At 46.1% G+C, this 18,921-nt stretch carries 15 protein-coding genes and 1 rRNA gene; 9 read left to right on the forward strand and 7 right to left on the reverse strand.

Annotation, left to right across the window (positions count from 1 at the left end; all coding sequences use genetic code 11):
• Positions 1–54 precede the first annotated feature (54 nt).
• From mnmG to rpmH, 6 genes are all read right to left on the reverse strand, one after another.
• On the reverse strand, positions 55–1,953 hold the full coding sequence (gene mnmG / locus ACQ5BJ_RS19170; protein WP_268599168.1) for a tRNA uridine-5-carboxymethylaminomethyl(34) synthesis enzyme MnmG: 1,899 nt from the start codon (positions 1,951–1,953) through the stop codon (positions 55–57).
• Positions 1,954–2,028: 75 nt separating this feature from the next.
• Positions 2,029–3,405, reverse strand: a complete 1,377-nt coding sequence (gene mnmE / locus ACQ5BJ_RS19175; protein ID WP_268622915.1) for a tRNA uridine-5-carboxymethylaminomethyl(34) synthesis GTPase MnmE — start codon at positions 3,403–3,405, stop codon at positions 2,029–2,031.
• Positions 3,406–3,600: 195 nt separating this feature from the next.
• On the reverse strand, positions 3,601–4,365 hold the full coding sequence (gene jag / locus ACQ5BJ_RS19180; protein ID WP_005545459.1) for an RNA-binding cell elongation regulator Jag/EloR: 765 nt from the start codon (positions 4,363–4,365) through the stop codon (positions 3,601–3,603).
• Entirely contained in the window at positions 4,362–5,141 is a 780-nt protein-coding gene (locus tag ACQ5BJ_RS19185; RefSeq protein ID WP_040735641.1) for a YidC/Oxa1 family membrane protein insertase, read from the reverse strand. The genes jag and ACQ5BJ_RS19185 overlap by 4 nt, the downstream gene beginning before the upstream one ends.
• 105 nt (positions 5,142–5,246) lie before the next feature.
• Positions 5,247–5,585, reverse strand: coding sequence for a ribonuclease P protein component (gene rnpA / locus ACQ5BJ_RS19190; protein ID WP_005545461.1), 339 nt, complete (start codon positions 5,583–5,585; stop codon positions 5,247–5,249).
• A gap of 209 nt (positions 5,586–5,794) precedes the next feature.
• Positions 5,795–5,929, reverse strand: a complete 135-nt coding sequence (gene rpmH, locus ACQ5BJ_RS19195; protein ID WP_040735642.1) for a 50S ribosomal protein L34 — start codon at positions 5,927–5,929, stop codon at positions 5,795–5,797.
• A gap of 872 nt (positions 5,930–6,801) precedes the next feature.
• Here rpmH and dnaA point away from each other — a divergent pair.
• The 6 genes from dnaA (at position 6,802) to gyrB (ending at position 13,247) form a co-directional block, all read left to right on the forward strand.
• Entirely contained in the window at positions 6,802–8,157 is a 1,356-nt protein-coding gene (gene dnaA, locus ACQ5BJ_RS19200; protein WP_005545462.1) for a chromosomal replication initiator protein DnaA, read from the forward strand.
• Positions 8,158–8,403: 246 nt separating this feature from the next.
• Entirely contained in the window at positions 8,404–9,546 is a 1,143-nt protein-coding gene (gene dnaN, locus ACQ5BJ_RS19205) for a DNA polymerase III subunit beta (RefSeq protein ID WP_005545464.1), read from the forward strand.
• A 37-nt stretch (positions 9,547–9,583) separates the two neighbouring features.
• Entirely contained in the window at positions 9,584–9,808 is a 225-nt protein-coding gene (gene yaaA, locus ACQ5BJ_RS19210; protein ID WP_197267165.1) for a S4 domain-containing protein YaaA, read from the forward strand.
• 3 nt (positions 9,809–9,811) lie between these two features.
• Positions 9,812–10,924, forward strand: coding sequence for a DNA replication/repair protein RecF (gene recF, locus ACQ5BJ_RS19215; protein ID WP_268599166.1), 1,113 nt, complete (start codon positions 9,812–9,814; stop codon positions 10,922–10,924).
• 27 nt (positions 10,925–10,951) lie between these two features.
• Positions 10,952–11,197, forward strand: a complete 246-nt coding sequence (gene remB, locus ACQ5BJ_RS19220) for an extracellular matrix regulator RemB (RefSeq protein WP_005545469.1) — start codon at positions 10,952–10,954, stop codon at positions 11,195–11,197.
• A gap of 139 nt (positions 11,198–11,336) precedes the next feature.
• Entirely contained in the window at positions 11,337–13,247 is a 1,911-nt protein-coding gene (gene gyrB, locus ACQ5BJ_RS19225) for a DNA topoisomerase (ATP-hydrolyzing) subunit B (RefSeq protein WP_430111996.1), read from the forward strand.
• A gap of 115 nt (positions 13,248–13,362) precedes the next feature.
• On the opposite strand, the gene ACQ5BJ_RS19230 is transcribed toward gyrB, so the two are convergent.
• Positions 13,363–14,106, reverse strand: a complete 744-nt coding sequence (locus ACQ5BJ_RS19230) for a YheC/YheD family protein (RefSeq protein ID WP_268622916.1) — start codon at positions 14,104–14,106, stop codon at positions 13,363–13,365.
• Between the two features lie 470 nt (positions 14,107–14,576).
• On the opposite strand from ACQ5BJ_RS19230, the gene gyrA reads away from it, so the two are divergent.
• The 3 genes from gyrA to ACQ5BJ_RS19245 all read left to right on the forward strand — a co-directional run.
• Positions 14,577–17,090 (forward strand): DNA gyrase subunit A, encoded by a 2,514-nt coding sequence (gene gyrA / locus ACQ5BJ_RS19235; protein ID WP_171417375.1) that lies wholly within the window; start codon positions 14,577–14,579, stop codon positions 17,088–17,090.
• Between the two features lie 153 nt (positions 17,091–17,243).
• The gene (locus ACQ5BJ_RS19240) at positions 17,244–18,380 is read left to right on the forward strand and encodes an HD-GYP domain-containing protein (RefSeq protein ID WP_430111978.1); all 1,137 of its coding nucleotides are present in this window, start codon (positions 17,244–17,246) and stop codon (positions 18,378–18,380) included.
• Between the two features lie 337 nt (positions 18,381–18,717).
• Positions 18,718–18,921: ribosomal RNA gene (locus ACQ5BJ_RS19245) — 16S ribosomal RNA — on the forward strand; the annotation flags it as partial.

Here is an 18,921-nt window from a genome sequence, read left to right on the forward strand (position 1 = left end):
TCTTCTGCAGTTAGTATCCCATTCCTGCATACTTGCCACAGCCTACATCCTCAATTACGCCTCAGCATGCTTCTCAGCTGTTACACGGTTATAGTGCTCCAAGTATACAAGCAGGATCGAAATATCCGCAGGAGTTACACCGGAAATACGCGACGCTTGCCCGATCGACAGCGGACGGATTTTCGTCAGCTTTTGCTTCGCTTCCGACGCAATTCCATGAACTACATCGTAATCGATATCCTGCGGGATAAGCTTCTTCTCCATCTTTGCCAGACGCTCTACCTGCAGCAGTTGCTTCTCAATATATCCTGCATACTTTATTTGAATTTCAACTTGTTCCTTTATCTCATCGTCCAGCTCCAGCGGTGATGGAAATAACTTATCCACATGTGAATAAGTTATTTCTGGACGTCTCAGCAATGTCACTGCATCACACCCGTTGGTCAGTGGAGCGGAACCCGCTTCAGCAAGCATTGACTGTACAGCCTCATCCGGCTTTACCTTCGTTGCCTTCAGGCGCTCCATCTCTTGACCAACCAAGTCAAGCTTATGCTGGAATGCTGCGTATCTCTCATCGGTAATAAGGCCAATCTCATGCCCGATATCCGTCAAGCGCATATCCGCATTGTCATGGCGAAGCAGCAATCTATATTCTGCGCGAGAAGTAAGCAAGCGATAAGGCTCATTGGTTCCCTTCGTCACGAGATCATCAATCAGAACGCCAATGTAAGCTTGCGAACGATTCAAGATGACAGCAGGCTTGCCCTGTACCTTACGCGCGGCATTAATGCCGGCCATAACCCCCTGTGCAGCAGCCTCCTCATAACCGGATGTTCCGTTAATTTGCCCAGCTGTGAACAAGCCATCGACCCGCTTCGTTTCAAGAGTTGGCCACAACTGTGTCGGTACGACTGCATCATACTCAATCGCATAACCGGTTCGCATCATTTCTGCATTCTCAAGTCCTGGAACAGAGCGCAGAATTTGTAGCTGTACATCTTCAGGCATACTCGTTGACAGACCCTGCACATAATACTCAGCCGTATCCTTCCCTTCTGGCTCAAGGAAGATTTGGTGTTTCGGCTTATCAGCAAAACGAACAATTTTATCTTCAATGGACGGGCAATAGCGAGGTCCTGTACCTTCTATGACACCAGAGAACATCGGTGCACGATGCAAGTTCTCATTAATAATGCGATGCGTATTCTCTGACGTATACGTCAACCAGCAAGGAAGCTGCTCATTATCGGAAGACTTCGTCTCATAAGAGAAGAACTTCGGATGATCGTCTCCAGGCTGGATTTCTGTTTTGGAAAAGTCGATCGTCCCACCATTCACCCGTGGAGGTGTACCTGTCTTGAAGCGAACGAGATCAAATCCGAGATTGCGCAAACATTCGGACAGCTTCAAGGAAGGCTGCTGGTTATTCGGACCGCTCTCATACATCAGCTCACCGATAATAATTTTGCCCCGCAGGTACGTACCTGTCGTTAAGACAACCGCTTTCGAACGGAATATAGCGCCTGATTTCGTGATGACACCTACACATTTACCGTTTTCCACGATCAGTTCCTCAACCATGCCTTGACGCAGCGTCAAGTTCGGCGTCGTTTCCACCGTTTCCTTCATTTTCGCCTGATACAATACCTTGTCGGCCTGGGCACGCAGTGCGTGAACGGCAGGCCCTTTCCCTGTATTGAGCATCCGCATTTGAATAAAGGTTTTGTCAATATTGCGGCCCATTTCTCCGCCTAATGCGTCGATTTCACGTACAACATGGCCCTTAGCTGGGCCACCAATGGAAGGGTTGCACGGCATGAAAGCAACCATATCCAGGTTAATCGTCAATAGCAGCGTATCGCAGCCCATCCGTGCAGAAGCAAGTGCCGCTTCACAGCCCGCATGGCCCGCTCCGATAACTATTACATCATATTTTCCCGCCTCAAATGGCATGGGGCTCCCTCCTTTTACTACTTCTCTATGATAAACAACACTCACGGCAAAACGACCGTATCCGTGTTCGCTTTTCTATTTTCCAAGACAGAACTGAGAGAAAATTTGATCAATCAGTGAATCGCCAACTGCGTCTCCGATAATTTCACCGAGCAGCTCCCAAGCGGTGCGTACGTCGATTTGAATCATGTCGATTGGTATTCCCTGTTGGGAAGCCCCCACAGCATCTTCTAATGCCTGCAGCGCCTTCTTGAGAAGCGCAATATGCCGTACGTTGCTGACATACGTCATATCTCCCGCTTCAATTCCTCCACTGAAGAACAACTCAGAGATTACCTTTTCAAGCGCGTCGACGCCTTCCTGTTCCTTCGCCGACATGCGCACAATCTGATTCTCACCGAATGCCTCCTTTAACGGAGCATCATCCAACACCGTAGGCAGATCCATTTTATTCACAATCACAATCACTTGTCTACCCGTAATTTGCTCCATCCACTCGCGCTCATCCGGATGAAGCTCATCATTATTGTTCACAACGAACAATATCAAGTCTGCTTCCTGAAGGGCACTGCGAGAACGCTCCACTCCGATTCGTTCAACGACATCTGTCGTCTCCCGAATGCCGGCTGTGTCCAGGAGACGCAGCGGAATTCCGTTAATTGTTACGAATTGCTCGACTACATCGCGAGTTGTCCCCGGAATATCGGTTACAATCGCTTTATTATCTTGGGCAAGCGTATTGAGCAGCGATGATTTACCGACATTCGGTCTGCCGATAATCGCTGTCACAATACCCTCCCTCAATATTTTCCCTTCGGATGCGGTTTTCAACAGCCGCGTGACCTCTTCCATAACATGCCCGCATTTATCTTGGATAAAGGCGCTTGTCAGCTCCTCTACATCATGCTCAGGATAGTCGATATTCACTTCAATATGAGCAAGTGTCTCAATGAGTGTATGACGGAGTGACTTGATTCGGTTAGACAATTGACCTTGCGCCTGCTTCATAGCGATGCTGAAGGCGCGATCCGACTTCGAGCGAATGAGATCAATGACCGCCTCAGCCTGTGACAAGTCAATTCTTCCGTTCAAGAAGGCTCGCTTCGTGAACTCGCCCGGCTCCGCCAAGCGAATCCCCTGCTGAAGCAGAATATCCATCACTTTCCGCACCGAAATAATCCCGCCATGCGTGTTGATTTCGACAACATCCTCAGTCGTAAATGAACGCGGCCCGCGCATCACGCTTACGAGCACTTCCTCTACCCGCTCTCCAGACTTCGGATCAACAATATGTCCGTAATGTATTGTATGGCTTTCCGCCTCTGTCAGCTTCGTTTTCGAACGGAATATGCGATCAACCTCAGCAAAAGATCCCTCTCCGCTTACTCGGATAATCGCTATACCGCCTTCTCCAAGCGGTGTAGATACCGCTGCGATTGGTTCGTAATTCATCCTAATAATGACCTCCGCACATATAGGGTACATTTATATTATCTCATTTTACGTCAAACACCTAATCATGAAATCCAATTCTGGTTCAGCAAAAAACGAAAAAATGCAATGAGAGCACCCTGAACCAGGCGCAATCATTGCATTTTCTATCTGTCTATGCGTTCTGAATAGAGGTATTCATAAGTGCAGTCATGCCTATTTAATCATAATGACTACGCGCCGGTTTGGCTCTTCGCCTTTACTGCAAGTTTTCACTTTCGGATGATCCTGCAGCTTCGCATGAATAATCTTGCGATCCTGCGCCGTCATCGGCTCCAGCACAACCTCTTGCCGGGAACGAATAACTTTGTTCGCGAGCCGCTCAGATAAGGATTCGAGCGTTTTCTTACGTCGCTCACGGAACTGCTCTGCATCAAGAATAATACGGAGATGATGCTTGGAATAACGATTGGCTACCAGGTTCGCCAAATATTGAAGCGAATCCAGCGTCTGACCGCGGCGACCGATAATGAGGCCCAAGTCCGAGCCGCTAATATCAAGCGTTACCGTGTCCTTCCTCTTATGTACTGCAACTTCTACATCAAGCCCCATCGAGCGGGCAACATCCACAATGAATTGCTTTGCTTCTTCAATCGGATCTATATCGTCATCTGAGACAGCGCTCCTGCCCGTCTCCTGATCCTTTGATATAGTTGCTGTTTGCTTATCGGCCACAACAGAAGATGTCTGAACTGGCTTCGATGATGTTGATTGTGTTGTAGGCTCAGAGAGCGGGACATCCTTGTCCGGAAGAAGTGTCAGTTCGACCTTCGCCGGACGTACCCCGATAAGTCCGAACAGCCCGCGTGATGGCTTCTCCAGCACGCGAACAGATACGCGATCCTCGGTTACGTTCATTCGTTCCAAACCGTTCTTTATTGCATCTTCGATCGTCTTTCCCGATACAACGAGCGTATTCATTTCGCCGGACGAACCTCCTTATCCTTATCGCGATAAAGGAAATAGTTCTGAACAATAGTAAAGACGTTGCTGTATACCCAGTACAACGGAAGTGCCGCTGGGAAGTTGATCGACATGACGAAGATCAACACTGGGAAGATAAGCATCATAAACTGCATTGGGCCTTGCATTGGATTTTGGCTTGCCATCATCTTGGACTGCAAGAACGTCGTCAAGGCAGCCACAACTGGCAAAATGTAAAACGGATCCGCCTCGCCCAACTTGAGCCACAAGAACGTATGCTCACGGATTGCTGAGTTCATATAGATCGCATTATACAAAGCAATAAATACTGGCATTTGAATGAAGATTGGCAAGCATCCCGCAAGCGGATTCACGTTATGCTGTTGGAACAGCTTCATCGTTTCTTCCTGCTGCTTCTGCGGGTTATCCTTATGCTTCTTTTTTATTTCAGCGAGCTGAGGCTGCAGCTTCTGCATTTCCTTCGAGCTGCGCATTTGCTTAACTGTAAGCGGCAAGATACACAGACGAACAATAACGGTTAGCAGCAAGATGGCGAATCCATACTCCCCGCTGAACCAGCCTGCGAATGTATCAAGTGCTAGTGAAAAATAATAGACCACGTTACGCTCCCAGAAGTTACCTTGCAGCAAATCCTCCGTCTTCAGCGTAGTGGTCGTGGACGTACATCCCGACAATACAACGATCAACAGCACAGAAACCGCTACCAAGAGCCATTTGCGGTTCGAGAACAACTTGTTCAGCGACAATAGCATAACCCCTCTCTTAACCTTCCGATTCCAAAGTAAATATATCACATTTCCCATCTTAAAGGAAACGATTCAACAGGTGTATCGTGCGATATTGCTGACAATTCAATTTCATTTATATATAGAAGCTTTTCGCATGACATGATTGACGCTCTTGGCAAGCTTCTCATAGTCCATCTCTGTTGCGCCTTTGCGCACAATGAACACCAAATCGACATGATCCTTAATGCGATCTGCCTGAAGTCTGACAATTTCCTTGATCATGCGGCGCATTCGATTGCGCACTACCGCATTGCCTATCTTTTTACTTGCCGATATTCCTACACGGAACCGTTCAACCTTTGGCTGTTCGTATACGTACAGCACCAGCTGATGGTTGGCAAAGGAACGACCATTGCGGTAAACACGGGTAAAGTCTGCGCGATCCTGCAGCCGATACTGTTTTTGCATCGGATCTTTCTCCTATCTGTCCGAATTAACTACGCTCATCCCTACTCGGAAATACTCGAATGGTATGATCCAAGTATAGGCACCTGCGGAACGGAATAAACATTTCTCTCATCTGCACGGTAAAATTCCAATTTGCAAGCAAGAATATATGCTAACTTCGCCTAAAAAAGAAAAAAAGACCACCGAGGTGGTCTTGTATTCACGCGATCTTATGCGCTCAATACTTTTCTGCCTTTTTGGCGACGAGCAGCCAACACCTTACGGCCGTTTTTCGTGCTCATTCTTTTACGGAAACCGTGAACTTTCTTACGTTTGCTCACGTTAGGTTTAAATGTCGGTTTCAACGTATTGCACCTCCTCGAACGAGATATGTCATGGTGAACCATTCATTGCTACGTTTATCTGTCTGCGCAAAATTCCTTTTTACATTTAATCAGAATACGGACCAAAAGTCAATCCTCATCGATCCTCTCCCTCTTCCAACTTCCCTCCTAAAATCATGCGAATTGAAAAAAACGTTCTTATATGTATAGAAACAATTATCCACATTCCGATCTTCGATTAATCTCGACACCTTCGGTTATTCACATGTGCAAAACTAAAAATTATCGACATTTTCCTTTCTTGACCTGTGCACAAAAAATAAGGGGCCTTTGTCCGGACTTGTCAACAAGAAACAGGTTATAAACAATATCTAGTGGTGTAGATAACATTTATGCACAAGTTATTGAATTTGTGGATAAAATCCGCCCGATCATTGAAATATAAGGGCTCATCTGCTATGATTATATTGTTTTTCGGTTGTGAATAGTGGTTGTGGATATTTAATTATCAACAGTCTGTGGATAAAGTTGTGAACAATTTATACTCACTTGTTAAAAAGTTGTTCGACATGATCTGCACACTGTGGATAAATAGTTGTAAGAAACGGTATACTTCGACAGCAGCATGTCTGATGTTTCGTAGAAAGTACGAGAAATTTCTCGACCTATGCAGGATCATCAGCATGTCAGCATAGACCCCGACAATACGCTCTTATCAAGGAAATGTTCCATTATCGACTTTGCATCGACTCGAACTTCCTTCCATAAGAGGGCTTTCTGCGCCTTGCGGAGCCTTTTTGCGTCTTGTCGGGGCAATTGTCCTTTTTTCAGGCGTAATTGCCGGTAAGCGCGTCATATGAAGACGCAGCAGGCTTGAAGGAGTGAAACAATCTGTGGAGCGCCAAGCAAATGAACATTGGCAGGAAATATTGTCCGTTATCCAGACGAAGCTGAGCAAACCTAGCTTTGATACCTGGTTCAAGGCCACAAAAGCTGTAAAGTTTACAGACTCGCAGCTGCTCATTACCGCACCGAATACGTTTTCGGTCGAATGGCTCGAGAGCCGCTATACAAAGCTTGTCAGCTCGACAGTAATGGAAGAAACGGGCAAGCAGGTGGACGTCAAGTTCATTATTGAAGAAGCAGCTCAAGCGGAAGCTGAAATCGTGCAGCCACAGGCTTCACCGGCTCGAGTCGCTGTCTATGATGAACCGGCTTCCAATATGCTTAACCCAAAATATACGTTCGATACATTCGTCATTGGCTCGAACAACCGCTTTGCGCATGCTGCATCGCTCGCCGTCGCTGAAGCGCCGGCTAAAGCATACAACCCGCTATTTTTATATGGAGGGGTAGGTCTCGGCAAAACGCATCTCATGCACGCAATCGGCCATTATATTTTGGAGCACAATCCTGCAAGCCGCGTCGTTTATACGACGTCAGAAAAATTCATGAATGAGTTCATTAATGCCATTCGGGATAATCGCGGAGAAAGCTTCCGCAATAAATATCGCAATATTGACATTTTGCTCATTGACGACATTCAGTTTTTGGCAGGGAAAGAACAGACGCAAGAGGAGTTCTTCCATACATTCAATGCACTGCATAACGAGAACAAGCATATCGTCCTCTCCAGCGATCGTCCGCCGAAGGAGATCGAAACGTTAGAGGAACGGCTGCGCTCTCGCTTTGAATGGGGCTTAATAACGGATATCCAGCCACCAGATCTGGAGACACGGATCGCGATTCTTCGCAAGAAGGCGAAGGCTGAGAATTTAGATATACCGAATGAAGCTATGGTCTATATCGCCAACCAAATCAATACGAACATCCGTGAGTTGGAAGGTGCGCTTACACGCGTTGTCGCATTTTCCACGATGACCAACCAAGATATTACAACTCACTTGGCTGCAGAGGCACTCAAAGATCTCATCCCATCCAGCCGTCCGAAGATGATTACGATCCAGGACATTCAGCATAAGGTAGGAGAGTTTTATGGCTTGAAGATGGAGGATTTCAAAGCGCGCAAGAGAACGAAAGCCGTAGCTTTTCCTCGTCAAATCGCCATGTATTTGTCGCGGGAGCTCACTGATTATTCATTGCCGAAAATCGGAGAGGCATTTGGCGGACGAGATCATACGACCGTCATCCATGCCCATGAGAAAATCACGCAAAATCTGCAGGAAGATCAGGATCTATATAAGGTCGTTCAGAACCTGATCGACAAAATTAAAAATCCAACGCTGTGAACAACATAACAAGCCTATACACAATCTATACACATGTGGATAGGCTTTACTTTATGCCTGTTCAGGAGGGTTATCCACATATTCAGTGCCCCTACTATTACTACTATTATTAAAAAAGATTATATAGATCATCATAAGAAGAGCACATATTCGGCAATTCTCCATTCAAAAGAAGCCGAATGTCACAAGATTCGAATATAAAGCAACACTAGAACGAGCGCAAAATTGGTGTTAGGGAGTGAACGTATGAAACTTTCGATATTAAAAAATGAACTGAACGAAGCGATACAAAACGTATCTAAGGCGATTTCCAGCAGAACGACGATTCCCATTTTAAGCGGGATCAAGGTTGACGTTACGTTTCAAGGGGTAACCCTTACCGCTAGTGATACAGATATATCCATTCAAACTTTTATCCCTGTGGAGGATGATCGCCAAACGATCGTTCAAGTGGAACGTCCGGGTAGTGTTGTTTTGCCGGCTAAGTTTTTTGTCGAAATTATTAAAAAGCTGCCTTCACAAGATGTCGAAATCGAAGTAAAGGAGCATTTCCAAACCTTCCTTCGTTCCGGTACTACCGATATCCAAATGGTTGGACTTGATCCTGAAGAGTATCCAGTTCTCCCTAGTATCGAAGAGAATCAAGTCATTACCGTAAATGGCGATTTGCTGAAGACGATGATCAAGCAAACGGCATTCGCTATTTCTTCCAACGAAACAACGCCAATTTTAACAGGGGTATTGTGGAATTTAAGCGAAGGAAATTTAAAATTCGTATCCACAGACCGCCATCGCTTGGCGAGCCGTACAGCTGATATCCAAGCAGATCCTGACATTCGGTTTACGAATGTTGTCATTTCTGGCAAAACATTGAATGAACTCAGCAAAATTATTCCGGATCAAAATACGATGGTGGACATTGTTGTTGCAGACAATCAAGTCCTGTTCAAAATCGACCGTGTTCTGTTCTATTCGCGTATTTTGGATGGAACCTATCCGGATACTTCTAAAATTATTCCGCAAAACTATAAAACAGAACTTATTTTGGACACGAAAAAGCTTATTGATGCAATTGACCGTGCTTATTTGCTGTCCCGTGAAGATAAAACGAACATTGTTCGCCTGCAAACGAAGGAAGACGGTACGATTGAAATTTCCTCCAGCTCCTCTGAATTGGGACGCGTTACGGAGCAACTTGATGTGAAGGAATTCAATGGGGATCCACTGCGGATTGCGTTTAACTCCAAATATATGCTCGATGTGTTGAAGGTTGTCGAGTGTGAAAATATTTTCATCGGATTTACAGGCGCTATGAGTCCAATCATCATTAAGCCGACAGAGCACGTAAGCAGCCTGCATCTCATTTTGCCTTACCGTACGACAAACTAAGCAAGATGGTGAACGTGCATCACAAGGAGGAAACGACATGAATGACATCGAGATTCGAACGGAATTCATCACGCTTGGTCAATTTTTGAAATTGGCCAATTGTGCATCAACTGGCGGTCACGCCAAAATCATGCTTGCAGAGAACATGGTGAAGGTAAATGGTGAAGATGAAGCACGACGCGGTCGGAAGCTGTATCCTGGCAACGTCGTCACAGTAGATGGATGCGGAGAGTTCCGTATCGTTTCATCCCAGGAGGCTTAGCGGGTGTTCGTCAAATCGATCGCCCTGCAAAATTATCGCAATTATGGTGCGCTCGAATTGAGTACTGACAATCGGGTCAATATTTTTGTTGGCAATAATGCGCAGGGGAAAACCAATTTGCTTGAATCCATATTTGTGCTTGCCTTAACGAAATCGCATCGTACACCGCGCGATAAAGAGCTTATCGGATGGGAAGGTGAGCATGCACAGCTGAAAGCTGCTGTGGAACGCAAATATGGAACGGTACAGCTTGAGCTTACCATTTCTCGACAAGGGAAAAAGGCCAAGCTTAACGGTCTGGAACAGCGTAAGCTGAGCGGCTTCATTGGTGCGCTTAATGTCGTCATGTTCGCTCCTGAAGACTTGGAGATCGTAAAGGGTTCGCCAGGCATACGCAGAAGATTTCTCGACATGGAGATTGGTCAGGTACAGCCGAGCTATTTATATCATTTGCAGCAATATCAAAAAGTTCTCATTCAGCGCAACAACCTACTTAAGCAAATGTGGAGCAGCCCAAGCGGGCAGGCGAATACGATGCTTGATATCTTTAATGAGCAGCTTGTCATGAATGGTGTTAAAGTTGTAAAGAAAAGGAAACAATATTTAAAGAAACTCCAATCATGGGCGGAGCAAATTCATGCCGGGATCTCGAATGGCAAGGAAGCTCTAGTCATTGAATATAGTCCTTCCTTTACGATGCCAGACGAAGATGAAGCTGTCTTATTCGAGCAATTTATGTTAAAGTTAACACAAATGAAAGACCAGGAGGTGCGGCGCGGCATGACACTTGTCGGACCGCACCGGGACGATCTTGCCTTCTACATTAACGGCAAAGAAGTGCAAACCTATGGGTCTCAAGGTCAACAACGGACGACAGCGCTGTCGCTGAAGCTGGCCGAGATCGAACTGATGCACGAGGAAATTGGGGAGTATCCTGTCCTGCTGCTCGACGATGTTCTGTCTGAGCTTGATTCGATGCGCCAGACGCAGCTGATTGAGACGTTTCAGAGCAAGGTACAAACGTTCATTACGACGACAGGCATTGAAGGCATTAATACCGGCAAGTTGCATGATGCAAATATGTTCCACGTGGAAAATGGGCAAGTCATGCGGTAAGAGGTTGTTCTAAGGGGAGTGAGCGCTATGTATATTCACTTGGGCGGAGAAAGAGTCATTCGTTCCTCGGAACTGGTCGCCATTTTTGATGTATCGATTGAGAAATCATCCAAGCTGTCTAAGCAGTTCGTGGCGAATGCGCACAAAGTGAAGAATGTTGAGGCGATAGGCGAGGAAGAAGCAAAGTCCATCGTCGTGACGAAGGGAAAAGTATATTACTCTCCGATTTCATCTACAACATTGAAGAAGCGTGCGCATCATTTTAACGAGTAGCGAACATTGCATACAGCCTTGTTGACAGCGTCATCTTGGTTTTCCTCTGCACAGCAGTCTGGATTCTGGGATGATGCTCTTGCAATTACATGCGATTGGCATAATGAACGGTACTGAAATTAGAGAAGTAGGTGAAGGCATGTCTGTGAATCATAACACGTATGATGAGAGCCAGATTCAGGTACTGGAAGGCTTGGAAGCCGTACGCAAACGGCCGGGGATGTATATCGGTTCAACGAGTGCCAAAGGTCTGCACCATTTGGTATGGGAAGTCGTCGATAACAGTATCGACGAGGCGTTGGCTGGGTATTGCACGAAAATCGAAGTAACCGTACATGAAGACAACAGCATCACGGTCGTGGATAATGGCCGCGGTATTCCAGTCGGGATACAAGAAAAAATGAAGCGCCCCGCTGTTGAAGTTGTTATGACTGTTCTTCATGCGGGCGGTAAATTCGGCGGCGAGGGATACAAAGTATCCGGCGGCTTGCATGGTGTCGGTGTCTCGGTCGTAAATGCCTTATCTACGAGCTTGGTCGTCACCGTGAAACGAGACGGACATATCCATCAGCAGGAATATCGTCGTGGAGTTCCACAAGCAGACTTGGAAATTATCGGGGATACAGAGGAGACAGGTACAACGGTTCGCTTCCAGCCTGACCCCGAAGTATTTACAGAAACGACAGAATACGACTACGATACACTCTTATCCCGTATTCGGGAGCTTGCATTTTTGAACAAAGGCATTCAAATGGTGCTTACTGATGAACGTACCGGACAATCGGAAACGTTCAAGTATGACGGCGGAATTAAAGAATTCGTTGAGTACCTGAACCGCAATCGCGAGAAGATGCATGAGCAGCCTATTTACGTGGAAGGCTCCAAAGATTACATTACGTGCGAGATCGCACTCCAATATAACGATAGCTATACCGAGAATATTTACTCTTTTGCCAACAACATTCATACGCACGAAGGCGGTACGCATGAGTCTGGTTTTAAGAGTGCACTTACGCGAATCATTAACGATTATGCTCGGAAAATGAACCTCATGAAGGACAATAACTCGAACTTAAGTGGGGACGATGTCCGTGAGGGTCTGACCGCGATTATTTCCGTAAAGATTCCAGAGCCGCAATTCGAAGGGCAAACGAAGACGAAGCTCGGAAACAGTGAAGTACGCAGCATCGTAGAGTCTGTATTTTCTGAGAAATTCATGGAGTTCTTGAATGAGAATCCGATGGTATCGAAGAAGATCGTCGAGAAGGGGATGCAGGCATCCCGAGCTCGAGAAGCAGCTCGCCGTGCACGTGAGTTGACGCGCCGCAAGAGTGCGCTCGAAGTGAGCTCCCTACCAGGTAAGCTGGCGGATTGCTCCTCTAAGGACGCTGCACATTGCGAATTGTTCATCGTCGAAGGTGACTCTGCGGGTGGTTCTGCGAAGCAGGGCCGCGATCGTCATTTCCAGGCGATCTTGCCGCTGAAGGGTAAAATCTTGAACGTTGAAAAGTCTCGTTTGGATAAAATTTTATCCAATGCAGAGATCCGGGCGATTATTACGGCACTGGGTACAGGGATTGGCGAAGACTTTGATCTTGAAAAGGCTCGCTATCACAAAATTGTGATTATGACCGATGCCGATGTTGACGGTGCTCATATCCGGACACTGCTTTTGACCTTCTTCTATCGCTACATGCGTAAGCTTATCGAAGCGGGATATGTGTACATTGCACAGCCGCCGCTCTACAAAATTGAGCGCAATAAAATTGTTCGATATGCAGATAGTGATAAGCAGAAAGATGAGATTATTGCTGAGTTTGGTGAAGGTGCGAAAGTTAACGTTCAGCGTTACAAAGGTCTTGGTGAGATGAATGCGGAGCAACTGTGGGAGACGACAATGGATCCTGAAAGCCGTAAAATGCTCCAAGTGTCATTTGATGATGCGAAGATGGCTGACGATGTGTTCGACACGCTCATGGGAGATAATGTAGAACCGCGTCGTGATTTCATTCAACGCCATGCCAAGTTCGTTAAAAACTTAGACTTCTAATCGCATCCATTCATTCGGAGGCGTGTGTTCGATTGGAATGCACGTTGGAGCGGTTTAAGATCAAGCCCCAGTTCCATATCAGGACTGGGGCTTTGATATAGATGAGGGGTTATTGCTACTTTAAACGTCCATATGCTTTGGCATTCCGGACAATGCGGCGATATGCAGCGGGATTGAATGTGCGGTACACATAGATAGCTGGCTTGGTATTTACTTCCAGGATCCAAGGGTGCTTATTTGTATCGAGCGCTATGTCCAGCCCAAGCTCTTTGAGGCTCTTGTGTTTTTTGCTTAGTTGTGTCCCTACGGACAAACCGATTCGTTCCAGCTCACTGCGAAGCTGCCGAATTGAGCTTCCATTCGAGTGGGGTTTCATGAGAACCCGCAGCGATTCCATTTTCCCCCCGCTGCTAACGTTCGTTACAATCTTGTGGGCGGCTGCCTTTCGTCCTAAAATCGACATAACCTCCCATTTGTTATTCAAGTTCTTTTGTACGAACACACGGAGATCGAACTTCCTTCCTCGATGGGACAGCATATGGATACCTTGTTGGATCAAGTATTTCCGCTTTCTGATTCTTTTTTTGATTTTAGCGGTCAGCGATTCTATATCAGTAAAGGTACTCGTGGAGGTTCCTTCTCTCAATTCGAATGAATTATTGGCTCGCTGCGTGACACGCATAACACCTTTCCCATGGGTACCTAGGTCAGGTTTCACATACACCATTTGATACTGATTGAGCATCTCCTTTAACCGAAGTGCGCTATAGACGGATGTTTTAGGAATGTAGGTACTTAGTGAAGAGTCTTGCAAGATTTTCGTCTTTTTCCATTTGCTAAGAATGCGCCGACTAGACATTCATACATCACCCTTTTCATTTTGTTTGTCGAATGGATGGAGAGTGCAAGATACCCAGTTGGTATCAATGTATGATCATGTAGACAAATAGAAATAGTACAATCAACCATATGAAGAGGAAAATGTTCGGATTTTGGGCGGTTTCATGGAACGTTTAATTGTATCTCTTTTGTGAAAGTAATATAATATAAATAGTGCAGTTATGGAATTGATGAGTATGATTTTATCCGCATGATCAGACGAGATTAGAAATTCTCCCTTGAGAGCATGACTGATGTTAAGCTTGAAATAGCTTATCTAGTCATGTGGGGAGTTTCGATATGGACTAGATAAAAGATTATTCGTCCGTGGAAATGGTTCGACCCCATTTATGGGGGGAAGGGCCGTTTTCGCTTGTAGGGCAAATTTTTATTTTGCTTTTTGCTAGAAGATGCTGACGCTGTTAAATACGAATTTTGAGGAGGTCCAGCATGGCGGAAGAACAACAACCGCAAATCAGGGATCGCGACATCGGCACAGAGATGCGGGAATCATTCCTGGATTACGCGATGAGTATCATCGTAAGCCGCGCTCTGCCGGACGTGCGTGATGGATTGAAGCCGGTTCACCGACGTATTTTGTATGCGATGTCAGACCTCGGCATGGCACCGGACAAGCCGTATAAGAAATCAGCGAGAATCGTTGGGGAAGTAATCGGTAAGTATCACCCGCATGGTGACTCTGCTGTTTATGAAACTATGGTGCGCATGGCGCAGGATTTCTCGCTTCGTTACATGCTCGTAGATGGCCACGGGAACTTTGGTTCTATTGATGGTGACTCGGCAGCAGCGATGCGTTATACGGAAGCACGCCTTTCCAAGATCGCAATGGAATTGCTTCGTGATATTAACAAAGAAACAATTGACTTCGCACCGAACTATGATGGCGAAGAGCAAGAGCCTGTTGTATTGCCGGCTCGCTTCCCCAACTTGCTCGTAAACGGGGTATCAGGTATCGCGGTCGGCATGGCAACGAACATCCCACCGCATAACTTGACTGAAGTAATTGATGGTCTGCAGGCGCTTATTAAGAATCCAGAATTAACGCCAATGGACTTGATGGAATACATCAAGGGCCCAGATTTCCCGACATCCGGATTAATTATTGGCCGAGAAGGTATTCGACAAGCGTATGCGACCGGACGTGGCTCTGTCACAATGCGGGCACGTGCGACGATCGAGGACAATAACGGCAAGGCTCGTATCGTTGTCCACGAGCTGCCTTATCAAGTCATTAAGGCTCGCCTCGTTGAGAAGATTGCTGAACTGGTACGTGAGAAGCGTATTGACGGCATTACAGACCTTCGTGATGAATCAGACCGTAACGGAATGCGCGTCGTCATCGAACTTCGCCGTGATGTGAATCCAAATGTCGTTCTGAACAACCTGTACAAGCATACAGCGATGCAGAGCAACTTCGGTATCAATATGCTGGCTCTCGTGAACCAGGAGCCTCGCGTTCTTAACTTGCGTGAGATGCTCCATTATTATTTGGAACATCAAATCGAGGTTATTCGCCGTCGTACCGAGTTTGACTTGAAGAAGGCTGAGGCACGCGCGCATATTCTCGAAGGGCTGCGCATTGCGCTTGATCATATCGACGAGATCATTGCGCTTATCCGCGGCTCGAAGAATGACGAAGAGGCACGCGAAGGCTTAATCACTCGATTTGGTCTTAGCTTCGACCAAGCTCAAGCGATTCTCGATATGCGTCTGCGCCGTCTGACCGGCTTGGAGCGCGAAAAGATCGAGGCAGAGTATAATGAATTACTATTGAAGATTGCGGAATACCGTGAAATCTTGGCGAACGAACAGCTTGTGCTGACCATCATCAACGATGAGCTTGAAGAAGTGAAGCAGAAGTATGGAGATGAGCGCCGTACAGAAATCACGATCGGAGAGGATAGCATACTGGATGAGGATCTGATCCCTCAAGAGGATGTTATCATCACGATTTCGCACAGCGGATATATTAAGCGTCTGCCGGTAACCACTTACCGCAGCCAGAAGCGCGGAGGCCGTGGAGTAGTTGGCATGGATACGAAGGATAATGACTTCGTTGAGCATTTATTCGTGTCCAACTCGCACCATTACCTTATGTTCTTCACGGATAAGGGTAAAGTATACCGGATAAAGGCGTATGAAATTCCAGACTTGAGCCGCACAGCTAGAGGTACACCAATTATCAATTTGATTCAAATTGAGCAGGGTGAAACCATTAGTGCGGTAATTCCGGTCGTTGAATTTGAATCCGACAAGTACCTGTTCTTTGCAACCCAGCAAGGGATTGTGAAGAAGACTCCGCTCGATGATTATGTCAACATCCGCAAGGGTGGCTTGATCGCCATTAATTTACGCGATGACGATGCTCTGATTGGTGTTCGTTTAACGGATGGCGAACAAGAGATCATTATGGGGACGAAGATGGGTATGTCGATTCGATTCTCAGAGAATGATGTACGCTCTATGGGCCGTTCTGCTACCGGTGTCAAAGGGATTACACTGGATAGTGATGACCAAGTAATCGACATGGACGTCGTTAACAAGGACAACGATGTGCTTATCGTTACAGCCAAGGGTTATGGCAAGCGTACACCAATGGAAGATTATCGAATCCAAAGCCGTGGCGGTAAAGGGATCAAGACGATAAATGTAACCGATAAAAATGGTGCAGTTGTTGGCTTGAAGGTTGTACAGGACGAAGAGGACTTGATGATTATTACGGCATCAGGGACAATTATCCGTACGAGCATGTCAGGCATTTCACAAATGGGCCGATACACCCAAGGTGTTAAACTTATTAATATTCGTGACGATGATTCCGTATCTACGGTAAGTCGCTGTGATAAGAACGACGAAGATGAAGAGTCTTCTGAGGAAGCATTGCAAGAACCGGATATGACAGAAGGGGAAGCACCTTCTACCTCAGAGCCGGATTCAGAATAGAATGATGAATGTTACGATGCAGCAGTAGTAAGCATTGACATCAGGTAGGGCGTATTCTTTTATAGAGTGCGCCCTTTTCCTTGAAATAATCAGATACATAATAAGAACAATTAAAATCCATATGAAGAGGCCAACAGGAGCGTGTAATGACCTATGGTATTCATTCTCGTCTCACAAGCTAAGCCAGGAGACCAATTGGAGCAGGATGTGATGACAGCACTTGGCGGCGTACTTATGTACAAGGGCAGAACGCTCAGTGTACGCGATTTGGATGTCCTTGATGCCTTTCTAATTAAGTCGGTAGCAGTGTTGAACTCTTATACTGTTCCAGTCACAGATATAGCTGGAAATCGTTCAGATATGCCTGACAGCAAAAATAGTGAGCCGACGATCAATCAATCTGTAATGCGTCATGCAGGCAAATTCCAGCATGATGCCGGTTTTGTTGAATCATGGCTTCAAATGGTTAATCTAATGAAAAATGTGTATAAGACAACAGGAGCTACGAAGCTGCCTATTCTAGAACTGCGTCAGCAAATGGAGTGGCTGCTTGGGCAGATCGTGCATTACTCTCCGGTCTGCTTCCATCCGCAAATTAAAGAAATGCTGCAAGGAAATGAAGAGGATTATCTGTTTCATAAATCAGTGGCAGTTGCGCTTACCTCCTACCTTATTGGGCAATGGAGCGGGTATCCTTCCAAGGAGGGGATGCAGGTAGCTCTATCAGGACTGCTCCACGATATAGGAAAAGCGAAGGTAGATAATGATGTATGGCATAAAAAAGGCCCACTGACGGATAGTGAAAAGATTGAAATGCGCAAGCATACGCAATATGGATATGAACTGCTGCGAAATGTGCCTGCTATTAATGATGGCGTCAAGCTAGCAGCTTTGCAGCATCATGAGCGTTTGGATGGCAGCGGCTACCCTTTAGGTGTAAAGGGAGATCGAATTCATCCATATGCCAAGATTGTTGCGATTGCAGATATCTTCCATGCGATGACACAAAATCGGGTGTATAAGCGTGCTTCTTCTCCATACATGGCACTGGAAAGACTGAAGGAGGATTCATTCGGCAAGCTCGACCCACAGCTAGTGCGTACGTTTATCCTTAAGGTGGCACAAATGCATCAGAATGCGTTTGTAAAACTAAATGACGGTCGGGTGGGGCGAATCGTATTTACTGAGGATAGCTATTTGACCCGTCCTTGGGTATCGGTCGATGGGGGCATCATTCAGCTTACTCTGGAAAAACAAATATGGATTGAAGAGGTGCTCTCCGTAGATTAACTTTAGTTACAGCGATTGCTTCAGTAATAGTAATTAAGATGCGGGTGCAAAAAAGTCTGCTTCTACGCTATAAATAAGGTGCTGAAATGGCGCTATTATAGCAAAAAAGCAGACTTTTTATGTTTTCTAAAGTTTTTTTTAAAAAATGCTTGCGTTATTATAATGGGCGTGATATATTATATGAGTCGCCGCTGAGAGACGCGGTGAACGAAAGCGAAAGAGGCGATAAGCCGAAGCGCTGGAATGAAGATTGTTCTTTGAAAACTGAACAACGAGCAACGTTTGTGAATGAGGTAGCAATACCTCGTCAAAAGATATGAGCAGTTCAAACTTAACTTTAACGGAGAGTTTGATCCTGGCTCAGGACGAACGCTGGCGGCGTGCCTAATACATGCAAGTCGAGCGGACTTGATGGAGTGCTTGCACTCCTGATGGTTAGCGGCGGACGGGTGAGTAACACGTAGGTAACCTGCCCATAAGACTGGGATAACCCACGGAAACGTGAGCTAATACCAGATAGGCATTTCCCTCGCATGAGGGA

Origin of the sequence: Paenibacillus sp. B1-35 (assembly GCF_050474385.1) — a bacterium.
Taxonomy (GTDB): Bacteria; Bacillota; Bacilli; order Paenibacillales; family Paenibacillaceae; genus Paenibacillus_B; species Paenibacillus_B alvei.

Excerpts from the sequence above, each read along its gene's own strand:
- mnmG (WP_268599168.1), bottom strand. The coding sequence starts at position 1,953 with ATGCCATTTGAGGCGGGAAAATATGATGTAATAGTTATCGGAGCGGGC.
- mnmE (WP_268622915.1), bottom strand. The coding sequence starts at position 3,405 with ATGAATTACGAACCAATCGCAGCGGTATCTACACCGCTTGGAGAAGGC.
- jag (WP_005545459.1), bottom strand. The coding sequence starts at position 4,365 with ATGAATACGCTCGTTGTATCGGGAAAGACGATCGAAGATGCAATAAAG.
- ACQ5BJ_RS19185 (WP_040735641.1), bottom strand. The coding sequence starts at position 5,141 with ATGCTATTGTCGCTGAACAAGTTGTTCTCGAACCGCAAATGGCTCTTG.
- rnpA (WP_005545461.1), bottom strand. The coding sequence starts at position 5,585 with ATGCAAAAACAGTATCGGCTGCAGGATCGCGCAGACTTTACCCGTGTT.
- dnaN (WP_005545464.1), top strand. The coding sequence starts at position 8,404 with ATGAAACTTTCGATATTAAAAAATGAACTGAACGAAGCGATACAAAAC.
- yaaA (WP_197267165.1), top strand. The coding sequence starts at position 9,584 with ATGAATGACATCGAGATTCGAACGGAATTCATCACGCTTGGTCAATTT.
- remB (WP_005545469.1), top strand. The coding sequence starts at position 10,952 with ATGTATATTCACTTGGGCGGAGAAAGAGTCATTCGTTCCTCGGAACTG.
- gyrB (WP_430111996.1), top strand. The coding sequence starts at position 11,337 with ATGTCTGTGAATCATAACACGTATGATGAGAGCCAGATTCAGGTACTG.
- ACQ5BJ_RS19230 (WP_268622916.1), bottom strand. The coding sequence starts at position 14,106 with ATGTCTAGTCGGCGCATTCTTAGCAAATGGAAAAAGACGAAAATCTTG.
- gyrA (WP_171417375.1), top strand. The coding sequence starts at position 14,577 with ATGGCGGAAGAACAACAACCGCAAATCAGGGATCGCGACATCGGCACA.
- ACQ5BJ_RS19240 (WP_430111978.1), top strand. The coding sequence starts at position 17,244 with ATGGTATTCATTCTCGTCTCACAAGCTAAGCCAGGAGACCAATTGGAG.